Origin of the sequence: Actinacidiphila sp. bgisy160 (assembly GCF_965342435.1) — a bacterium.
Classification (GTDB): Bacteria; Actinomycetota; Actinomycetes; order Streptomycetales; family Streptomycetaceae; genus Actinacidiphila.
The window spans coordinates 1-19,239 of sequence record NZ_CBDRCM010000038.1; the positions used below are offsets into that span (position 1 = coordinate 1).

The following is a 19,239-nucleotide window of genomic DNA, read 5'->3' on the forward strand; positions in this document are numbered from 1 at the left end:
GTTGCAACCTCCACCTGCCAGGTGCCCTTGAGCGGATCCAGTTCCTCTGGGGTGTCCGCGTCCTCGGGAGCACCCAGCAACACCGGCAGGGAACCGGCCTGCACCAGACCACCCGCGACCGGATCGGTCAGCGTCACCTCGCCCTGGCCACCCGCCGGCGCGGTGGTGTTGACCGGCTCGTATTCCACCGGTGGCACGGTCGCTTCGCCGGTCAGGTCGTCCAGGACCCCGGTGTCGGCGTCGGTGGCCTTCTCCTCGGGAGGAATGTCGATGAGGTCCACGCCCGACCGGTCCCCGCCCGGTGGCGGCGCCGCCATCGCCTGCGCCGGCAGCAGCCCCACCACCAAGGCGGCCATAATCGCCGCCCCCATGCCCAGCCGGACCCGGCGCGTACGCGAGCGAGCTTTGGAGGTACGGGGCAGCGCACCTCGGCCGGACCACGACAGCGAACCAAACACCGAACAGCCCCCCATGGCGGCCGGCAGGAAACCCGCGCCCAAAAAGCGCGCGCCCCACCCCGAAGACAACACAAGAATCCGCCGAATCCTCTGCCCTCATTTCATCCGCCGTCAAACACGAAACAGCCAATGTGATGCCCGTCACACAGGGAATTCGCGACCAAGACATGTCGACCCGGAGAAGATTCAGGATTGCGGCATTTCGACAGCGTAAACACTTTCCTTTACAAGGTGCTCACATGCGAAAATAAGCGGCAAGATTATTCCAAAACACCCAGCTGCACGTCCCGACCCGTACGGCGACGAGACACCATCCGCACACGATGGTTACGGTGAATTGCCGGGAATCACAGGTCCTGCACATCACGCAAACGGTTCCCACGCGTTCGGATCGCTTGACGGAATACGCGAGAACACTGGCATTTACTCGCCCGGTCGTGCATGATCTGCTGGCACCTCTGTGCCCCAACCTGAAATTCAGGCGGCGGGGCGCGGGCGGGCACGTATTGCGCCCGAAGAGGTGCGCAAAAGCAGTACCCGGCGAAGCCGGGTTTCGGGGAGGGAAGACGTTTCGTGGACAGACCATGGCTGCGCACGCCTCGTAGTCAGGGGCGGGTCGGTGCGGTGCTGGCAACCGCGGTGGCCGCCGCTCTCGGCCTGACCCAGTTGCCCGCCCTCCACCACGCCCCCTCCCCCGCGCGCGGAAAAGAGCAGGTGGCCGCGCCAAGGCTGCTGGACGAGGCTGCCGCCGTTTCCAAGGCCCGCGCTGCGGGCAAGCGGGTGGAGGTCACCGCGCTGCGCGACGCAAACAGCACCACCTGGGCCCGCCCGGACGGCAGCTTCGAACTGGAAACCCGTGCCCTGCCGTTCCGGGCCAAGGTCGACGGGACCTGGCGGCCGATCGACACCGATCTGCGCCGTGTCAAGGGTGGCGGCTGGGCCCCCAAGGCCGTGAACAGCCCCGTGGTCTTCTCCGGCGGCAGCCGCGCGGCGAGCCGCGCCGACCGGTCCCATCGCGGTCAGATCCGGCCAGCCACTGTCACCGCCCCTCAGGACGCGGCCTCATCCACGGATCTGGTGACCTTCACCACCGACGGGCACCAGCTCACCATGACCTGGCCCGGCCTACTGCCCGCCCCGGTCATCGACGGGCCACGGGCCCTGTACCAGGAGGTCCTGCCCGGGGTCGACCTGCTGCTGACGGCGCGCGACGCCGGGTTCTCCAACCTGCTGATCGTCAAAACCCCGCAGGCCGCCGACGATCCGGCCCTCGCCGAAGTCTCCTACGGCCTGACCTCGCCCGACCTGGCCTTCACCCTCGACCCGGTCACCCACGTCGTCCACGCCAAGGACACCACCGGCCGAGAGATAGCCGTCTCCCCCACCCCCTACATGTGGGACTCCGCCGGAAAGCCCGCCACCACCGAAGGCGACGACCCCCAGCCGCAACGGCCCACCGAGGACCCGCTTCCCTCGGCCGGCCCGGACGTCGACCCGCCAGAAGACCCGGCCGACACCTCCGACCCCAACGCCACCCACACCCCCGACGACAGCGACGACACCGCCGCCACCACCGACGACCCCAGCGCCAGCCCGGCCGCCTACCAGCAGCGCACCACCACCAGCGGAGCGCGGCCTGCGGCCTTCACCACCGGCGCCGGAGCGGAGTCAGTCCTTTCCCTGGCCGGACTGGCCGGCCCTCAGCCGGGCAGCCACGACGCCCTGGCACAGATCACCCTCACCGACCGCTCCCTGCACATCAAGCCCAACCCGAAGCTGCTGACAGGCGATTCCACCGTCTACCCGGTCTTCATCGACCCGTCCATGACCGGGCACACCAACAACTGGACTACCGCCTACCGGACCTATCCGACCTCGAGCTTCTGGAACGGCACCAACTTCAACGACGGCACCGACACCGCCCGCGTCGGCTACGAGTCCACCACCGGCGGCCTGTCCCGCTCCTTCTTCCAGCTCTCCCTGGACAGCAAGCTCAAGGGCGCAGCCGTCTCGTCGGCCTCCTTCTACGCCCTGGAGACCTACTCCTGGTCCTGCTCCGCCCGCAGCGTCCAACTGTGGCGTACCGGCGGCATCAGCTCCTCCACCACCTGGAACAACCAGCCCTCGTGGATCGAGCAGGTCGACGCTCAGAGCGTCGCGCATGGGTACAGCAGCAGCTGCCCGGACAACTGGGTGAAGTTCACCGCCACCTCACTGGCCCAGGACGCCGCGGACAACGGCTGGACCAAGATCACCCTCGGGTTGCAAGCCGCCACCGAAGACTCTGCCTACGCGTGGAAGAAGTTCGAGGCCAGCAGCAGCAACTCGCCCTACCTGAAGATCACCTACAACCACAAGCCCAACGAGCCCACCAAACTCACCATGACCCCGGGGCCCGACTGCGACGTCGAAGCCGCCTCATCAGTCGGCAAGTCCGACCTCACCTTCGCCGCCACCTCGAGCGACACCGACGGCGACCTGAAGTACCTCGACTTCGAGCTCTGGCCGAGCGGAGACAGCGCCAACAAGATCATCGACGGCAACCGGACCGTCGACGCCAACGGCCACGCCAGCGTCACCGTGGCCTCATCCAACTTCGTCAACGGCTCCAAATACTGGTGGCGGGTACGAGCCATAGATTCCACAGGCACCGCCTCCACCTACGCCCCCCACAACAACAACTGCGGCTTCGTCTTCGACGCCTCCAAACCAAACTCGCCAGACATCACCTCCACCGACTTCCCCGAAGAGAACAGCACCGGCACCAGTTGGAGCGCCAAGCCCTTCGGCACCGACGGATACGTCACCTTCAGCCCCAGCGGCTCAACTGACACGGTGACGTACAAGTACTCGATCAACAGCGGCGCCTACGACATGGTCAAGTCGGTCTCCCCCGGAGGCAGCGTCACCGTCGCCATCCGGCCAAAAGTCGCCGGCCCCAACGTCCTGTACGCCGTTGCCGTCGATGCCTCAGGCAACACCTCCGAACGGACCGCCTACGTCTTCTACGTCACCCCCAAGAACACCGCCGACTCCCCAGGCGATGTCACCGGTGACAAGAGCGCCGACCTCTACGTCATCGACGAAAAGGGGAACCTGCGGCTCTACCCCGCAGACCAAACCGGCGACATCCACCGCTCCCTGCCAGGCGCACACAACAACGGCAAGCCACTCGCCGACGGCTACTGGACCAACACTGCAGGCACCCCCGCACTCATAACGCACAACGGCGACTTTCTGCCGGGCGACGGCATTCAAGACCTCATCGCCCGTATGCCCGACGGAAACCTCTACGCATACCGGGGCGACGGCTACGGCAGCGTCGACATCAGCCAACGCACCCAGCTACTCCTCCCCAGCAACGCGCCCGACCCAGCCACACTCACCCAGATCCTCGCCACCGGCGACATCACCGGCGACAAACGCCCCGACCTGTTCGCCACCGCCGGCAGCACGCTGTGGGCCTTCACCGGCTACACCGGCGCGGCTTTCACCACCGCCACCCCACTCCTCACCAGCGGCTGGGACACCCGTGACCTGGTCAACGTCGGAGACGTCAACGGCGACGGATGGGCCGACCTGACCTACCGCACCTTCAACACCGACCGACTCCTCCTCCGCCTCGGCAGTTCCAGCGGAAATGGCGGCACCAGCCTCACCTCCCTCGCCACCGCAGCCGGATCCCTCACCGGAGTCGACACCGAGTACGGCACAGGTTGGACGCTGACCGGCCTTCCCCTTGTCCTAGGCACCCCCGACGTCAACGGCGACCGCATCCCGGACATCTGGGCCCTCCTCTCCGACGGCAGAGTACGCGTCTACATCCCCACCGCCACCTGGGCCAGCTCCTCCGCCACCAAGATCGTCATCGACGGCGGCTGGGCCGACAAAAAGGCCTTCGGCTGACCACAATCGCGCGGGGAATGCCGGAGAACCGCAGGTAGGGGCGGGAACCCGACCGAACGCCGTGTGGCCCCGACCAGGACAAACGCCCTGGTCGGGGCCACGATGGCAGACGAGTCAAGCTGTACGCCGGGGGCTGTCCCCGGTCGGCCTCGGCGCGCAAGGGAGGGTCAGTGGACGCCCCGGTCGTGGCCCGCCCAGTACGGCTCCCGCAACTTGAACTTCTGGATCTTCCCCGTCGCCGTCCGCGGGATCGCGTCCCGGAATTCGACCGAAGTGGGAGCCTTGTACCCTGCCATGCGCTGCTTGCAATACGCGATGATCTCCGCCTCGGATACTTCGGCGCCCTCGGCCAGCACCACCAATGCCTTGATCGTCTCTCCCCACTTCGCATCCGGCACCCCGATGACCGCCGCCTCCGCCACCGCCGGATGACTGAAGATCGTGTCCTCCACCTCGATCGACGAGACGTTCTCACCCCCGGTGATGATCACGTCCTTCTTCCGGTCGGAGATCGTCAGATGCCCGTCCGCCTCGTCGATCGACCCGCCGTCCCCAGTGTGGAACCAGCCGCCCTCCAGCACCGCCTCCGTCGCCTCCGGCTTCTCCCAGTAGCCGTCCAGGACCACATTCGACCGCGCCAGCACCTCACCTGAATCCGCGATGTGAAGTTTCACCCCCAGCGCCGGCAACCCCGCCCGGGACAGTTTCCGCGCCCGCTCCCGCGCCGGCAGTCCGTCGTCCTCCGGCCGCGTCCGGTTGAACGTCAGAACCGGCGAGGTCTCCGTCAACCCGTAGATCTGGGTGAACTCCCAACCCAGCTCCTCCTCCACCCGCTGGATCATCCGGCTGGGCGGCGGCGCCCCCGCACACACGATCCGCACCCGATCCCGCCCAGGGACCTCCCTCTCCCAGCCCGCCGCCGCGTCCAGCACCGCGTTCCACACCGCCGGAGCACCGCACATCAGCGTCACCCCGTGCTCATCCACCCGCCGCAGGATCTCCGCCCCGTCCACCTTCCGCAGCACCACCTGCTTCACGCCGAGACCGGCCATCACGAACGGCATGCCCCAGCCGTTGCAGTGGAACATCGGCAGCGTGTGCAGGTACACGTCCCGCTCCCACGCCCGGGTGTGCAGACCGAAGGTCAACCCGTTCACCCAGACATTGCGGTGCGTGAGCTGCACCCCCTTCGGCCGGGCAGTCGTCCCCGAGGTGTAATTGATCGTCGCGGTGGCATCCTCGTCCGGATGGGACCACGGACGCGGCTCGACACCGAACCGCATCAGGTCGACCTCGGTCTGCTCCCCCAGCACGAACCGGTGCTCCACCTTGATGTCCGCCACCGTGTCCTGGACCTCGGGGTCGACCAGTAGCACCGAGGCGCCGCTCTGCCGCACCACGTACTCGATCTCCTCCGCCTTCAGACGGAAGTTCACCGGCACACAGATCCGCCCGCTCATCGGCACCGCGAACAACAGCTCCAGCAGACGGGCCGAGTTGTGACTGACCACCGCCACCCGCGCGCCCTCCCCCACCCCCAGCGCGTCCAGCCCCGCCTGCCACGCTCGGACGCGCTCACCCAACCGCCCGTACGTCGAGGACGGCACCGGCGCCGCCGGCTGGTTCGGCTCGTCGATCACACCAGGACTGGCCGCGAAACCCAGCTCGGCCCGGTCCAGGAAGTCGGCGATCGTCATCGGAACCCGCATCGGTTTCCCCTGCTCCCGTCTGTGGCGCCCGTGGCCGTCACGCCGCGATCCGCGATCGAAAAGCAATGCCCCCTGATCTTGACGTCTTCAAGACGTCGTCGGCTCGCCCGATGTAGGTGATGTAGCCCTCGGCGTCGCGGGAGCCGATGTCACCGGTGCGGTACCGGCCGCCGGCCATCGCCTCGGCGGTGCGCTCCGGGTCGCCCTCGTAACCGGTCATCAGGCCCACCGGACGGGTGGACAGGTCGAGGCAGATCTCTCCCTCGCCGCCGGGCTTGCCGGTGACCGGGTCGACGAGTTCGACCGCGTACCCGGGGCTGGGGCGGCCCATGGAGCCCGGCTTGAGCGGCTGTCCGGGCGAGTTGGAGACCTGGACGGCCGTCTCGGTCTGGCCGAAGCCGTCCCGGATGGTCAGGCCCCAGGCGCGCCGCACGTGCTCGATGACCTCCGGGTTGAGCGGCTCCCCGGCGGCGACGACCTCGCGCGGCGGGGTGCGCAGCACGCCGAGGTCGGCCTGGATCAGCATCCGCCAGACGGTGGGCGGCGCGCAGAAGCTCGTGACGCCGGCCCGGTCCATCTCGGCCATCAGGCGGCCCGCGTCGAAGCGGGTGTAGTTGTGGATGAAGACCGTCGCCTCGGCGTTCCACGGCGCGAAGAGGTTGGACCAGGCGTGCTTGGCCCAGCCGGGCGATGAGATGTTGAGGTGGACGTCGCCGGGACCAAGGCCGATCCAGTACATCGTCGCCAGGTGGCCCACGGGGTAGGACAGATGGGTGTGCTCGACGAGCTTGGGCTTGGCGGTGGTGCCGGAGGTGAAGTACAGCATCAGCGGGTCGTCACCGCGGGTGTCCCCGTCGGGCGTGAAGTCCGTGGGGGCGTCGTAGGCGTCCTCGTAGACGTGCCAGCCCGCGGGCGCGCCACCGACGGCGATCCTGGTGTACTCCCCCGGCACCTGCTCGAACTTCGCCGTGTCCGCCGCCCGGACGATCACATGGCGGGCCCGGCCGCGCTCCACGCGGTCGGTGAGGTCGGCGGGGCCGAGCAGCGGGGTGGCCGGGATGACCACGGCGCGCAGCTTCATGGCGGCCAGGGCGGTCTCCCAGAGCTCGGTCTGGTTGCCGAGCATCACCACGATCCGGTCGCCGGCGCCCACCCCGAGGCCGCGGAGCCGGTTCGCGACCCGGGCGGAGCGCTCGGACATCGCGGCGAAGGAGACGACGGACCCGGTGCCGTCCTCCTCGACGATGTGGAGGGCGGGGCGGTCGTTGTCACGGGCGATGACGTCGAACCAGTCCAGCGCCCAGTTGAAGTGCTCGGGCCGAGGCCAGCGGAAGCCCTCGTACGCCGCCTTGTAGTCCTCGCGGTGGCGCAGCAGGAAGTCCCGGGCCGCCCGGAACTCTTCCGTCCGGCTGGTTGCCGTCATGTGTCCTCCTCGTTGCCGGCCCGCTTCAGTAGCATCCTGTTGTCAGTGACGAGGCTCTCACTACCCCCGAACGGGGGTGAAGGAGCGGCGAGGGCGTGACGGGATCGGGCGAGGCGGCGGAGCTGCGGGCGGCCCTGCTGAGGATGCGGCGCACCACCGGTCTGCCGGTGGCCTTCGGGGGGCTGCTCCCGGAACCGCGCCGACTGCGCATCACCGAGTTGTCCGGCACGGCCACGGTCTCCCTGCAGGGACTCGCCGTCACCACGGGCAACGGCCTGGGCGGCAAGACGATCGCGCTGTCCCGGCCGCTGGCCGTCACCGACTACAGCACGTCGCGGGTGATCAGCCACGAGTACGACGCGGCGGTGGCCGCCGAGGGCCTGCGCTCGGTCCTGGCGGTGCCGGTGGTCGTGCGGCGCCGGGTGCGCGGGGTGCTCTATGGCGCGCTGCGCCATCCGCTGGCGCTGGGCGACCGTCCGGTGAGCGCCGCTGTGGAGGCGGCGCGCGAGCTGGAGCAGCGGCTGGTGGTCCGGGACGAGGCCGACCGCCTGCTGTCCACGTGCCGGCAGCCGACCGCCGGGGACCCGGCGGCCTGGGAGGAGGTCCGCGAGGCCCACGGGGAACTGCGGGCGCTGGCCGGGCGGGTCGCCGATCCGCTGCTGCGGCAGGAACTGCTCGCCGCGTGCGGCCGGCTGGCGGCGGCGAGCGGCGCCGGGCACGGCTCCCCCACCGGGCGGCCGGTCGCGTTGTCCTCCCGTGAGCTGGACGTCCTGGCGTGCGTGGCCACGGGGGCCACCAACGCCGTCGCCGGCGACCGGCTGGGGCTGCGCCCGGAGACGGTCAAGAGCTATCTGCGCTCGGCCATGCGCAAGCTCGGTGCCCGCACCCGCCTCGAGGCGGTCGTCGCCGCTCGCCGTGCCGGTCTGCTTCCCTGAGGTACCGCGTTCGCGCGCAAAGCACCGCGAGCGGGGCAGGACCGGAAGTCCTGACAAGCCGCCATGTTCGGTTCGCCCGGGGCGATTTTGGGGTTTGACCGCCGACGGGATCGGACCGATCATTCGGGGTGTGTCCACCGGCACGCGCGGGACGGGGGCGGGCCTGACGAATGGTCCGGTGTTCAGCAGGCCGCTGCCCCCGCGCATTTCCCGACTTTGCCGCCCATCGCACGACATCAATTCGGCGGCGGCGGTGCAATTCCTTACACCGGACGGAAGTCGAAGGGCCACGCCAACGGCGGCGGGTTTCACGGCTCTTTGCATAGCATTGTCCCGGACACGACATGAGGGGAGCGGCGACCGTGGAGCAGGGCTTCGACGTGCCGGCCAGACCCCGACCCGACCAGGTGATTGGGCGAGGTGAGGTGCTCGCGCGCGCCCGCGGGCAGCTGGCCCAGGGGGGCAGCCTGCTGCTGTACGGACCGGCCGGAATCGGGAAGTCCACCGTATTGCGGACACTCACCGAGGAATACGGCGGCGAGCCGACGGTGCTGCGCTGTTCCGCGACCGAATCCGAATCCCACCTCCCGTTCCTCGCCCTGGTCGATCTGCTCGGCCTGGTCGCCGGCCAGGTGTCCGGCAGCCTGCCCGCGCCGCAGCGGGCCGCGCTGGAGTCCGCGCTCACCGGCCGCGGGGAGTCCTCGCTGCAACGGGACGGGCTCGCGCTGCGCCTGGCCGTGCTGTCGGTGCTGCGGGCGCTGGCCGCCGACGGCCCGGTGCTGATCGTCGTCGACGACCTGCAGTGGGTGGACCCGGCCAGCGCCGAACTGCTGGCCTTCGCGGCCCGCCGCATCGCCGGTCTGCCGGTGCGGGTACTGGGCGCCGTACGCACCGACTCCGATCCCCAGGACCAGCACGACCGCTATCTGCGCGCCTTCCCGCAGGACGTGCTCACGCTGCGGGTCACGCCGCTGTCCCGGCCGGACGTCTCCGAACTCCTCCACGACCGCGGGCACACGGGCCTGCCGCGCGCGGTCGTCCGGGACATCCACCGCACCAGCGGCGGCAATCCGCTCTTCGCCCTGGAGCTCGGCCGCGCCCTCGCGGAGAGCCGCACCCCGCCGCGCCCCGGGGAGCCGCTGCCGGTGCCGACCTCGCTGCGCACCCTGGTGCTCAACCGGCTGGAGATGCTCTCCGCGGAGACCCGCCGCACGCTGCTCATCGCCAGCGCGGGGGCCCGTCCGACCCTCGCGACGCTGCGCGGCGCCGGCCGCGCCAACGCCGAGAGCGAGACGGGCGTGGCCGCCTCGCTCGGCCTGGTGGAGATGGACCATCACGACGGCACCGGGCTGGTGCGTTTCGCGCATCCGCTGATATCCGCGGCGCTGTACGCGGAGGCGACCCCGGAGGACCGGCGCAGCGCCCACGCCGCGCTGGCCGAGGCGGCATGCGACCCGATCGAGCGCGCCCGGCACCTGGCGCTGGCCACGAGCGGCAAGGACGAGCGGGTCGCGGCGAGCCTGGCCGAGGCAGCGGACGAGGCCCGGGCCCGCGGCGCCCCCTCGGTGGCCGCCCAACTCGGCCTGCTCGCCGCCCGGCACACCCCGCAGGGCACGGAACCCACCGCGGACGAGCGGCGGCTGCGGGCCGCCGAGGACGCGCTGACCGCCGCGGAGCCCGAGCTCGCCCGGGCCACGGCCCGCGAGGTGCTGGCACAGGCCACGATCCCGGCGGACCGGGTGCGGGCCTGGAGCGTGGTGATCGACTCGGTCGGGCAGGCCCTGTCCGAGGTCGACGACGTCTTCCCGCAGGCCCTGGCGGACGCGGGCGACGACCCGCGGCTGCAGGGTCTGGTGCGCTACCAACTCGCCTGGCGGTTCCTGGTGGACGGCCGGATGCACGAGGCGCGCGCCGAAGCCGCCCGCTCGGCGGAGCTCGCCGCGCGGGCAGGCGACCGGCGCACCGAGTTGCTGGCGCTGTCCTTCAAGGCGCTCAACGAGACGACGATGGGGCACCCCGACGCCGCCGCCACCCTCGCCCTGGCCTCCGCCGAGCCGCAGGACCCGGACGTGGCCACGAACCACAACGGCCCGGTCTACATCCGCTCCCGCTACCTTCTGATGAGCGATCAGCTCGACGAGGCGCGAGCGGTGTTGACCTGGCTGGCCGGCGAGGCACGGCAGCGTGGCGCGGTGGAGAGCGAGGTCTACTCCGTGCGCAGCCTCGCCGAGATCGAGCTGCGCTCCGGCCGCTGCGGGACGGCGCTCGACCTGGCCCGCGAAAGCCTGCGGCTGGCCGAGGACATCGGCATCGGCGAGGGCTTCGCGCTGCAGATCGCGGCCCTGGCCGAGGCGGCGGGCGGCACGGTGGAACGCGCCCTGTCACTGGCCGGGGACGCGGTGCGGCGGGCCGAGGCGGACAGCGACATGCCTTACATGACACGGGCGTTGTACGCGCTCGGGCACGCGCGGCTGGTCGGCGCCGATCCGCAGGGCGCGGTGGACGCGCTGCGCCGGGTACGCGCGCTGGAGCGCGAGATGGGCGTGACGGAGCCCGCGCGCGGCCGCTGGCAGGGCGACCTCGCCGAGGGCCTGGTGCTGACCGGCGCGCTCGGTGAGGCGCGGGAGGTCATCGACCAGACGCGCAGGCACGCACTGCGGCTCGGCCGGCAGAGCATCTTGGCCGTCCTGGAGCGCGCCGAGGGCATGCTGCTCGCCGCCCGCGGCGACACCGACGGGGCGGTGGCGGTGCTGACCGGGGCCCGGCAGCGGCTGGCGGCGCTCGGCTACGGGCTGGAGGAGGCACGCGCCGTCTTCGCGCTGGCCCGGGTCGAGGCGGACCGGCGCAACCGCGCGGCGGCCCGCGTGGCACTGGACGAGGCCGCCCGGCTGTTCCGGCGGTCCAAGGCCCTGCCGTGGCTGGAGCAGGTGGGCCCGGCCCCGGCGGCCCCCGTGGCGGCAGCGCCGCCGGAGCTGGACGGGCTGGCCTCCATGGAACGCCAGGTGGCCGCGCTCGTCCTGGAGGGCGCCACCAACCGGGAGATCGCGGCGACCCTGTTCATCAGCGTGAAGACGGTCGAGGCGACCCTGACCCGGGTCTACCGCAAGCTCGGCATCCGCTCCCGGGTGGACATCGTGCGACTGGCCGCCGGCCGCCGGGCCGGCTGACCCGGGCCCCGGCCGGGGCATCCGCTCCCGGCCGGACATCGCGCGACCGGCCGCCCGCCGCCGGTCCCCGCAGCCCCCGGCGGCGGAGCCGCGCCGCCCCGACCCGGATACCCGCTGCCGGACACATGGTGTGACCGAGGGGTTTCCCTACGCAACCGGGGTTAGGGGCTTCCCTCATTGGGACGACAGGGCCGAGACCCTAGCCTGGGTCCCGCACCGAGCAAGCAGTTGACCCGTCCCCTGAGTGCACGTGCGCCTACCCGCCCCTCGTTCACGGTCGTCGGCGATGAAGTCGGCTTTCAGGCCGTGCCGTACGCGTGGGATGCAGCGCCGCCCCACCGGCGACCCGCGCGTTCCCCCCACCGGCATCCCGAGGAGTGCCATCTCGCGGCTCACCCGTGCGAGGAAGGCCGCCGCCGCGGTCGCGGCAACAGCGGCGACCGCGGCCGCCACCCCCGCCCGACCCGAGCCGGCGCGGCGCCCGCACGTCCGCACCGGATGAACTCCTGACCATGAGTCAGGCCGCGCCAGGGGTCGCTGCGGGCTGCCACGAGCCGCCCGCAGCGACCCCTTTCCACGTCAGCGGCCGCGCTCCGCGGCGTCGACGGCGGCGTAGATGCGGTCGAAGACGGGCGCGAGCGTCTCCAGCTCGCCCGGGTCCAGCGGGTCCAGGACCATCCGGCGCACAGCCTCGACGTGCGCGGGCGCCGAGGCCGCGAGCTTCTCGTACCCCTCGGGGGTCAGGATCGCCAGGGTGTAGCGGCCGTCCTCGGGGTCCGGCTCACGGCGGACGAAGCCCTGGTGCTCCAGGCGCCGCACCACGTGCGACAGCCGCGACAGGGACGAGTTCGCGCGGTCCGCGAGCACGCTCATCCTCACGGTGTGCCGCTCCTGCTCGGAGAGCATCGCGAGGACGTGGTACTCCATCCAGTTCAGGTCGGCGTCTCGCTCCAGCTCGCGCTCCAGTGCCGGCAGGAGCCGGGCCATGACCCGGGCCATGGACATCCACGCGGTCAGCTCGCCGCCCCGCAGCCAGCGCGGCTCGGCCGCGGCGGGGGTGGCCGGTGCCGCTGTGTTCTTCGTCATGGTCCCCAGGCTATCGGACCGCTTGAAGCTTCAAGCTGATCTGTTACAGTGCAACTTGAAGCTTCAAGTTGAAGCTTCAATTCATATCTCGCACCACACAGATCGGAATCACGCCTCATGACCAGGATCGGCATCATCCTCGGCAGCACCCGCCCCGGCCGGAACGGCGAGAAGGTCGCCCACTGGGTCCTCGAGCAGGCCAGCAAGCACGGTGGCGACGCCACCTTCGAGCTGGTGGACCTCGCCGACTACCCGCTCCCCCACCTCGACGAGCCGATCCCGCCGGCCATGGGCCAGTACCAGAACGCCCACACCAAGGAGTGGGCCGCCAAGATCGCCGGCTTCGACGGCTTCATCTTCGTCACCCCGGAGTACAACCACTCCACCTCCGGCGTGCTGAAGAACGCCATCGACTACCTGCACGCCGAGTGGAACCACAAGGCGCTCGGCGTCGTGTCCTACGGCTCCGTGGGCGGCGCCCGCGCCGCCGAGCACCTGCGGCTGATCGCCGGCGAGCTGAAGATGGCCGACGTGCGCTCCCAGGTCGCGCTCTCCCTCTTCACCGACTTCGTCAACTTCAGCGAGTTCGCCCCCGGCGAGCACCAGGCCGCGAGCCTGTCGACCCTGATCGACGAGGTCATCGAGTGGAGCCGCGCCCTCGCGCCGCTTCGCGGCTGACCTGGGCACCGTCCCGGCGGCCGGGCGGAACGATCACCCGCCCGGCCCCGGCGCCGCCCGCGCCGGTCAGGCGAAGGCCACGTCGTGGTGGTCCGCCTCGGGGTCCGAGGCGGCGAGCAGCCACCTGCCCTCGGGGGCACCTCACGGCGGTAGCTGGGGAGGCGAGCGGTGGGCGCGGCGCCGAACGACGTGGGGCAGCGCCGCGGGCGCCGAGGTGGGGGTCCCCCGGCCGAAGGCTGGGGCGGGAGGGCGGGGATGCCCGCCGCAGGCGCGAACGACCCGCGCGCAGCAACCCCGCGCCTCACGCCCGAGACGAAGCCGCGCGGTGGATGGGGGTGTGGGCGCCCCGCAGGGGGCGCCCCGTGCCTCCGTGGCGGTGGGCGACGAACTCCGCGGCGATGGACAGCGCCGTCTCCTCGGGCGTGCGGGCGCCGAGGTCGAGGCCGATCGGGCTGTGCAGCCTGGCCAGTTCGGGTTCGCCGAGGCCCTTCTCGCGCAGCCGGGTCAGGCGCTGCTCGTGCGTGCGCCGGGAACCCATGGCCCCGACGTACGCGACGGGCATGCGCAGCGCCCGCTCCAGCAGCGGCACGTCGAACTTGGCGTCGTGCGTGAGCACGCAGACGACGGTGCGGCCGTCGACCGCGGTGCGCTCGAGGTAACGGTGCGGCCAGTCCACGACGACCTCGTCGGCCTCCGGGAAGCGCCGGGCGGTCGCGAAGACCGGGCGCGCGTCGCAGACCGTCACCCGGTAGCCGAGGAACGCGCCGACCCGCACCAGGGCCGCGGCGAAGTCGATCGCGCCGAACACGAGCAGGCGCGGCGGCGGGACGCTGGCCTCGACCAGCAGGGTGAGCGGCTCGCCGCAGCGCCCGCCGTCCGCCCCGATGCCGACGGTGGCGGTGCGGCCGGCTGCCAGCAGGGCGTGGGCCTCGGCCGCGGCGGTGCGGTCCAGGTCCCGGTCGCCGAGGGTGCCGTCGTACGCTCCACCCGGCCGCACCAGCAGCGTCCGGCCGGGCAGGCCGGAGGGGCCCGCCACGACCCTGGCCACGGCAGCCGCCTCCCCGCGGGAGGCGGCCGCCAGCGCCGCGGCGAGTTGCGGCTGCGGCTGCGCCCCGGGCGCGATCCGCTGTACGAAGATGTCGATGACGCCGCCGCAGGTCAGCCCCACGGCGAACGCGTCGTCGTCAAAGTAGCCGAAGCGCCGCAGCACGGGCTCGCCGGTTTCCAGCACCTCCCGGCAGAGCTCGTGGACGGCGCCTTCCACGCACCCGCCGGACACGCTGCCCACCGCGGTGCCCTCGGCGTCGACGGCGAGCGCGGCGCCCGGCTGCCGGGGCGCGCTGCCGCCGACCGCGACGACGGTCGCGACGGCGAACGGCCTGCCCTCGACGGCCCAGCGGTGCAGTTCGTCGGCGATGTCCAGCATGGTGGCGGATCCTCAACAGATGTCGAGCAGGCCCTCGGGAGGGTGCAGGGCGAAGTGGACGACGAAGACGGCCGTGAGCACCCAGAGAAGCCGGCCGGCACGAGCGTGAAGACGATCACGCCGGCTCGCGGGCGACGGTGGAGCCGCGCTCGGACATGTGGAAGTACCGGTCGAGCCGGGTGCGTCCGGCCGGCCGGCGCGATGGCGCGCCGGGGTCCTCCGGGGCGGTCGCGTGCATGGCTGACGGGGTCGACTGGGTCATGCGGTGCCACTCCCAAGGTTCACAGGGACACCCGGACGGCGTGCGCCGCACGGGATTCGGGATGGTCCGCAGCACGACCCGGGGGACTGCCCGGCAGTGGTGCGGTGGGCCGCCCGGCGCCGGACGGCGACGGGCTGAGCCGTCTCACGTTCCGGTCAGGTGCTCCGGCCGTACCGGTACGCGGCTGAGGGCGAGACCGGTCGCAGCGCGGATGGCGGCGACGACGGCGGGGGTGGAGGACAGGGTGGGGGCCTCGCCGACGCCGCGCAGCCCGTAGGGGGCGTGGTCGTCGGCGAGTTCGAGCACGTCGACCGGGATGGGCGGCGTGTCGAGGATGGTGGGGATCAGATAGTCGGTGAAGGACGGGTTCCGCACCGTGGCCCGGTCGGAGACGAGGATCTCCTCCATGACGGCCAGCCCCAGGCCCTGGGTCGTGCCGCCCTGGATCTGGCCGATGACCGACAGCGGGTTGAGCGCCTTGCCGACGTCCTGGGCGCAGGCGAGTTCGACGACCTTGACCAGGCCGAGTTCGGTGTCCACCTCAACGACGGCCCGGTGCGCGGCGAAGGCGTACTGGACGTGCCCGCGGCCCTGTCCGGTGCGCAGGTCGAAGGGCTCGGTGGGGCGGTGGCGCCACTCCCGCTCGATGTCGATCGCCTCGTCGCCCAGCACCTCGGCGAGCTCCGCCAGCACCTCACCGCCGTCGGTGACGACCTTGCCGCCCTCCAGGAGGAGTTCGGCGGTCGCCCAGGCGGGGTGGTGCGTGCCGAACCTGGCGCGGCCCATCTCCAGGACGCGTTCGCGCACCGCCTGGCAGGTGTGCCGCACCGCGCCGCCGGTGACGTACGTCTGCCGGGAGGCGGAGGTGGAGCCGGCCGAACCTACCCGCGTGTCGGCGGGGTTGATGGTGACCTGGGTGACACCGAGCTCGGTGCGGGCGATCTGGGCGTGCACGGTGACGCCGCCCTGACCCACCTCGGCCATCGCGGTGTGCACGGTGGCCACCGGCTCGCCGGCGATCACCTCCAGCCGGACGCGGGCGGTGGAGTAGTCGTCGAAGCCCTCGGAGAAGCCCACGTTCTTGATGCCGACGGCGTAACCGACGCCGCGGACGACGCCCTCGCCGTGCGTGGTGTTGGACAGCCCGCCGGGCAGCGCGCGGACGTCCACGCCGCCGCCGGCGCTCTCCCACTCCCGCTCCGGCGGCATCGGCATCGCCTTGACGCGGCGCAGCAGTTCGGCGACGGGAGCCGGTGAGTCGACGACCTGTCCGGTGGGCATGACGCTGCCCTGGGACATGGCGTTGAGCCGCCGGAACTCCACCGGGTCCATGTCGAGGGCGGCGGCGAGCTTGTCCATCTGCGCCTCGTAGGCGAAGCAGGCCTGGACCGCGCCGAAGCCGCGCATGGCGCCGCAGGGCGGGTTGTTGGTGTAGAGCGCGAGGGCCTCGATGTCGACGTCGTCGATGACGTACGGGCCGGCGCCGAGGGAGGAGGCGTTGCCCACGACGGCCGGGGAGGAGGAGGCGTAGGCACCGCCGTCCAGCACGATGCGGCACCGCATGTGGGTGATCTTCCCGTCGCGGGTGGCACCGTGCTCGTAGTGGAGTCTCGCGGGGTGCCGGTGGACGTGCCCGAAGAAGGACTCGAAGCGGTTGTAGACCATCTTGACGGGTCTGCCGGTGCGCAGTGCCAGCAGGCAGGCGTGGATCTGCATCGACAGGTCCTCGCGCCCGCCGAAGGCGCCGCCGACACCGGAGAGCGTCATGCGCACCTTCTCCTCCGGCAGGCCGAGGACGGGGGCGATCTGGCGCAGGTCCGCGTGCAGCCACTGGGTGGCGATGTAGAGGTCGACACCGCCGTCCTCGGCGGGGACCGCGAGGCCCGACTCGGGGCCGAGGAAGGCCTGGTCCTGCATGCCGACCTCGTAGTCGCCGGTGACGACCACGTCGGCGCGCCGGGCGGCGGCGTCGGCGTCGCCTCGGACGACCGGCTGGCGGTGCACGATGTTGGGGTGCGGGACGTGGCCGCTGTGGTGGTCGGTGCGGTCCTCGTGGATCAGCGGCGCGTCCGGGGCGGTGGCGGTCGCCTCGTCGACGACGACGGGCAGTTGCCGGTACTCGACCTTGATCTTGGCAGCGGCGCGGCGGGCGGTCTCGGGGTGGTCGGCGGCGACCAGCGCGACCGGTTCGCCGTGGTGCCGGACCCGGCCGTGGGCGAGGACGGGGGTGTCCTGGATCTCTAGGCCGTAGTGCCGCACGCCGGTGGGCAGGTCGTCGTAGGTGAGCACGGCGTGCACACCGGGCTGCGCCAGCGCCTGCGAGGCGTCGAGGGAGACGATCTCGGCGTGCGCGTACGCGCTGCGCAGGGTGTGGCCCCAGAGCATGTCCTCGTGCCACAGATCGGAGGCGTAGGCGAACTCCCCGGTGGTCTTGAGGACGCCGTCGGGGCGCAGCGTGGACTCGCCGATGCCGCCCCGGGTCTCGCTGCCCTGGGTGGTGGGGGTGGGGGTACGGGTCACGCCCATCGCGGTCAGGCCTCCGTCCCCGTGCGGGCGGCCGCGAGGCGGACCGCGTCGAGGATCTTCTCGTAGCCGGTGCAGCGGCACAGGTTGCCCGAGAGTGCCTCGCGGATGTCGGCGTCGGTGGGCTGGGCGTTGCGCTCCAGCAGCTCGTCGGCGGCGACCAGCAGCCCGGGGGTGCAGAAGCCGCACTGGACGGCCCCGGCGTCGACGAAGGCCTGCTGGACCGGCGACAGCCCGGTGGCCGGGCCCGCGGGTCGCGCCTGCCACCGCTGCGCGGCGCCCGGGTCGGTGCCGGGGCCCGCCTCGCCCGTGTCGCGCTCCTTGGCGAAGTCCGCCAGGCCCTCGACGGTCACGACCTCGCGGCCTTGCACCTGGCCGGCCGCGACCAGGCAGGCGCACACCGGCACGCCGTCCAGCCGGACCGTGCAGGAGCCGCACTCGCCCTGCTCACATGCGTTCTTGGAGCCGGGCAGGCCCATGCGCTCGCGCAGGACGTACAGCAGGCTCTCGCCCTCCCACACGTCGTCGGCCTCCTGGCGCCGTCCGTTGACGGTGAAGGTCACGCGCATCGGGGGCTCCTCTCGGCGCCGCGGTACTCGTCCCAGGTCCAGCCGAGGGTGCGGCGGGCCATGACCATCAGGGCGTGGCGGCGGTAGGCGGCGCTGCCGCGTACGTCGTCGATGGGGCTGGCGCAGCCGGCGGCCAGTTCCGCGAACTGGGCTGCCACGGAGGGCGGGATGATCCGGCCGCTGTCCCACAGCCCCTCCTCCTCCAGCGCCGCGGTGAGGAACTCCTCGGCGGTGGTGGCGCGGACCGGGGTGGGCGCGGCCGAGCCGATGCCCGTGCGCACCGTGCGGGTGGCCGGGTGCAGGGCCAGGCCGAAGGCGCAGACCGCGATGACCATGGCGTTGCGGGTGCCGACCTTGGAGAACTGCTGGGGGCCGTCGGCCCTGGCGATGTGCACGGCGCGGATCAGCTCGTCCGGGGCGAGGGCGTTGCGCTTCACCCCGGTGTAGAACTCCTCGACTGGGATCAGCCGGGTGCCGCGTGCGGACTCCGCCTCCACCTCGGCGCCGGCGGCGAGCAGCGGCGGGTGCGAGTCCCCGGCCGGGGAGGCGGCGCCGAGGTTGCCGCCGACGCTGCCCCGGTTGCGGATCTGCGGCGAGCCCACGGTGCGGGCGGCGAGCGCGAGGCCGGGCAGTTCCCTGGCCAGGGCCTCGATGACGCGGGTGTAGGGGACCGCGGCGCCCAGCCGTACGGTCTCCTCCCCCACCTCCCACTCGTACAGGTCGCCGACGCGGTTCAGGTCCAGCAGGACATCGGGCCGGCGGTGGTCGAAGTTGATCTCGACCATCACGTCGGTGCCGCCCGCGATGGGTACGGCCGTGGGGTGCTCCGCCTTGGCGGCGAGGGCCTCCTCCCAGGTCGCGGGACGCAGGAAGTCCATGAGCGCTCTCTTCTTCGTCGGGGGACGGGATGGCCTTTCATGTCCTGTTCACGCTGTGTGACCCAGTACACGTCCGGGCGCGGTGCCCGGTGCAGTCACCGAACACATGAAGCACTTCGCTGGTCGGTACGCTGGTCTTGTAGATTCCTCCGAAAGACGCGGACCTGAAACCTGTCGGCATCGACACGGCAACACCGATGCAACCGAGCGGGCGCCACC

Annotated in this window: 12 protein-coding genes and 1 pseudogene; 4 read left to right on the top strand and 9 right to left on the bottom strand. The window is 71.8% G+C overall.

Annotation, left to right across the window (positions count from 1 at the left end; genetic code table 11):
* Positions 1–530, bottom strand: a 530-nt coding sequence (locus ACRWNP_RS25710) for a hypothetical protein (RefSeq protein ID WP_431965267.1), incomplete at its 3' end; no start/stop codon positions are given.
* 501 nt (positions 531–1,031) lie between these two features.
* On the opposite strand from ACRWNP_RS25710, the gene ACRWNP_RS25715 reads away from it, so the two are divergent.
* Positions 1,032–4,364, top strand: a complete 3,333-nt coding sequence (locus tag ACRWNP_RS25715) for a DNRLRE domain-containing protein (protein ID WP_431965269.1) — start codon at positions 1,032–1,034, stop codon at positions 4,362–4,364.
* Positions 4,365–4,531: 167 nt separating this feature from the next.
* Here the strand turns inward: ACRWNP_RS25715 and ACRWNP_RS25720 are convergent, their stop codons facing one another.
* Positions 4,532–6,073 (bottom strand): AMP-binding protein, encoded by a 1,542-nt coding sequence (locus tag ACRWNP_RS25720; protein ID WP_431965271.1) that lies wholly within the window; start codon positions 6,071–6,073, stop codon positions 4,532–4,534.
* Positions 6,074–6,152: 79 nt separating this feature from the next.
* Positions 6,153–7,496 (bottom strand): annotated as a pseudogene (locus ACRWNP_RS25725) (AMP-binding protein); the annotation flags it as partial.
* A 95-nt stretch (positions 7,497–7,591) separates the two neighbouring features.
* On the opposite strand from ACRWNP_RS25725, the gene ACRWNP_RS25730 reads away from it, so the two are divergent.
* Complete coding sequence (locus ACRWNP_RS25730; protein ID WP_431965273.1) at positions 7,592–8,431, top strand: response regulator transcription factor; 840 nt, start codon at positions 7,592–7,594, stop codon at positions 8,429–8,431.
* Positions 8,432–8,775: 344 nt separating this feature from the next.
* Positions 8,776–11,598 carry a helix-turn-helix transcriptional regulator gene (locus ACRWNP_RS25735; RefSeq protein ID WP_431965275.1) on the top strand — a complete coding sequence of 941 codons (2,823 nt, stop codon included), beginning with the start codon at positions 8,776–8,778 and terminating at the stop codon, positions 11,596–11,598.
* Positions 11,599–12,177: 579 nt separating this feature from the next.
* Here ACRWNP_RS25735 and ACRWNP_RS25740 read toward each other — a convergent pair.
* Complete coding sequence (locus tag ACRWNP_RS25740; RefSeq protein ID WP_431965277.1) at positions 12,178–12,684, bottom strand: MarR family winged helix-turn-helix transcriptional regulator; 507 nt, start codon at positions 12,682–12,684, stop codon at positions 12,178–12,180.
* A gap of 117 nt (positions 12,685–12,801) precedes the next feature.
* On the opposite strand from ACRWNP_RS25740, the gene ACRWNP_RS25745 reads away from it, so the two are divergent.
* Complete coding sequence (locus ACRWNP_RS25745) at positions 12,802–13,362, top strand: NADPH-dependent FMN reductase (protein WP_431965279.1); 561 nt, start codon at positions 12,802–12,804, stop codon at positions 13,360–13,362.
* A 301-nt stretch (positions 13,363–13,663) separates the two neighbouring features.
* Here the strand turns inward: ACRWNP_RS25745 and ACRWNP_RS25750 are convergent, their stop codons facing one another.
* The 5 genes from ACRWNP_RS25750 to ACRWNP_RS25770 all read right to left on the bottom strand — a co-directional run bounded on the left by ACRWNP_RS25750 (position 13,664) and on the right by ACRWNP_RS25770 (position 19,020).
* Entirely contained in the window at positions 13,664–14,788 is a 1,125-nt protein-coding gene (locus tag ACRWNP_RS25750) for an XdhC family protein (RefSeq protein ID WP_431965281.1), read from the bottom strand.
* Positions 14,789–14,903: 115 nt separating this feature from the next.
* The gene (locus tag ACRWNP_RS25755) at positions 14,904–15,050 is read right to left on the bottom strand and encodes a hypothetical protein (RefSeq protein ID WP_431965396.1); all 147 of its coding nucleotides are present in this window, start codon (positions 15,048–15,050) and stop codon (positions 14,904–14,906) included.
* A gap of 144 nt (positions 15,051–15,194) precedes the next feature.
* Complete coding sequence (gene pucD / locus ACRWNP_RS25760) at positions 15,195–17,576, bottom strand: xanthine dehydrogenase subunit D (protein WP_431965283.1); 2,382 nt, start codon at positions 17,574–17,576, stop codon at positions 15,195–15,197.
* 5 nt (positions 17,577–17,581) lie between these two features.
* Entirely contained in the window at positions 17,582–18,142 is a 561-nt protein-coding gene (locus ACRWNP_RS25765) for a (2Fe-2S)-binding protein (protein WP_431965285.1), read from the bottom strand.
* Entirely contained in the window at positions 18,133–19,020 is an 888-nt protein-coding gene (locus ACRWNP_RS25770) for an FAD binding domain-containing protein (RefSeq protein ID WP_431965287.1), read from the bottom strand. The genes ACRWNP_RS25765 and ACRWNP_RS25770 overlap by 10 nt, the downstream gene beginning before the upstream one ends.
* Between the last annotated feature and the right edge of the window lie 219 nt (positions 19,021–19,239).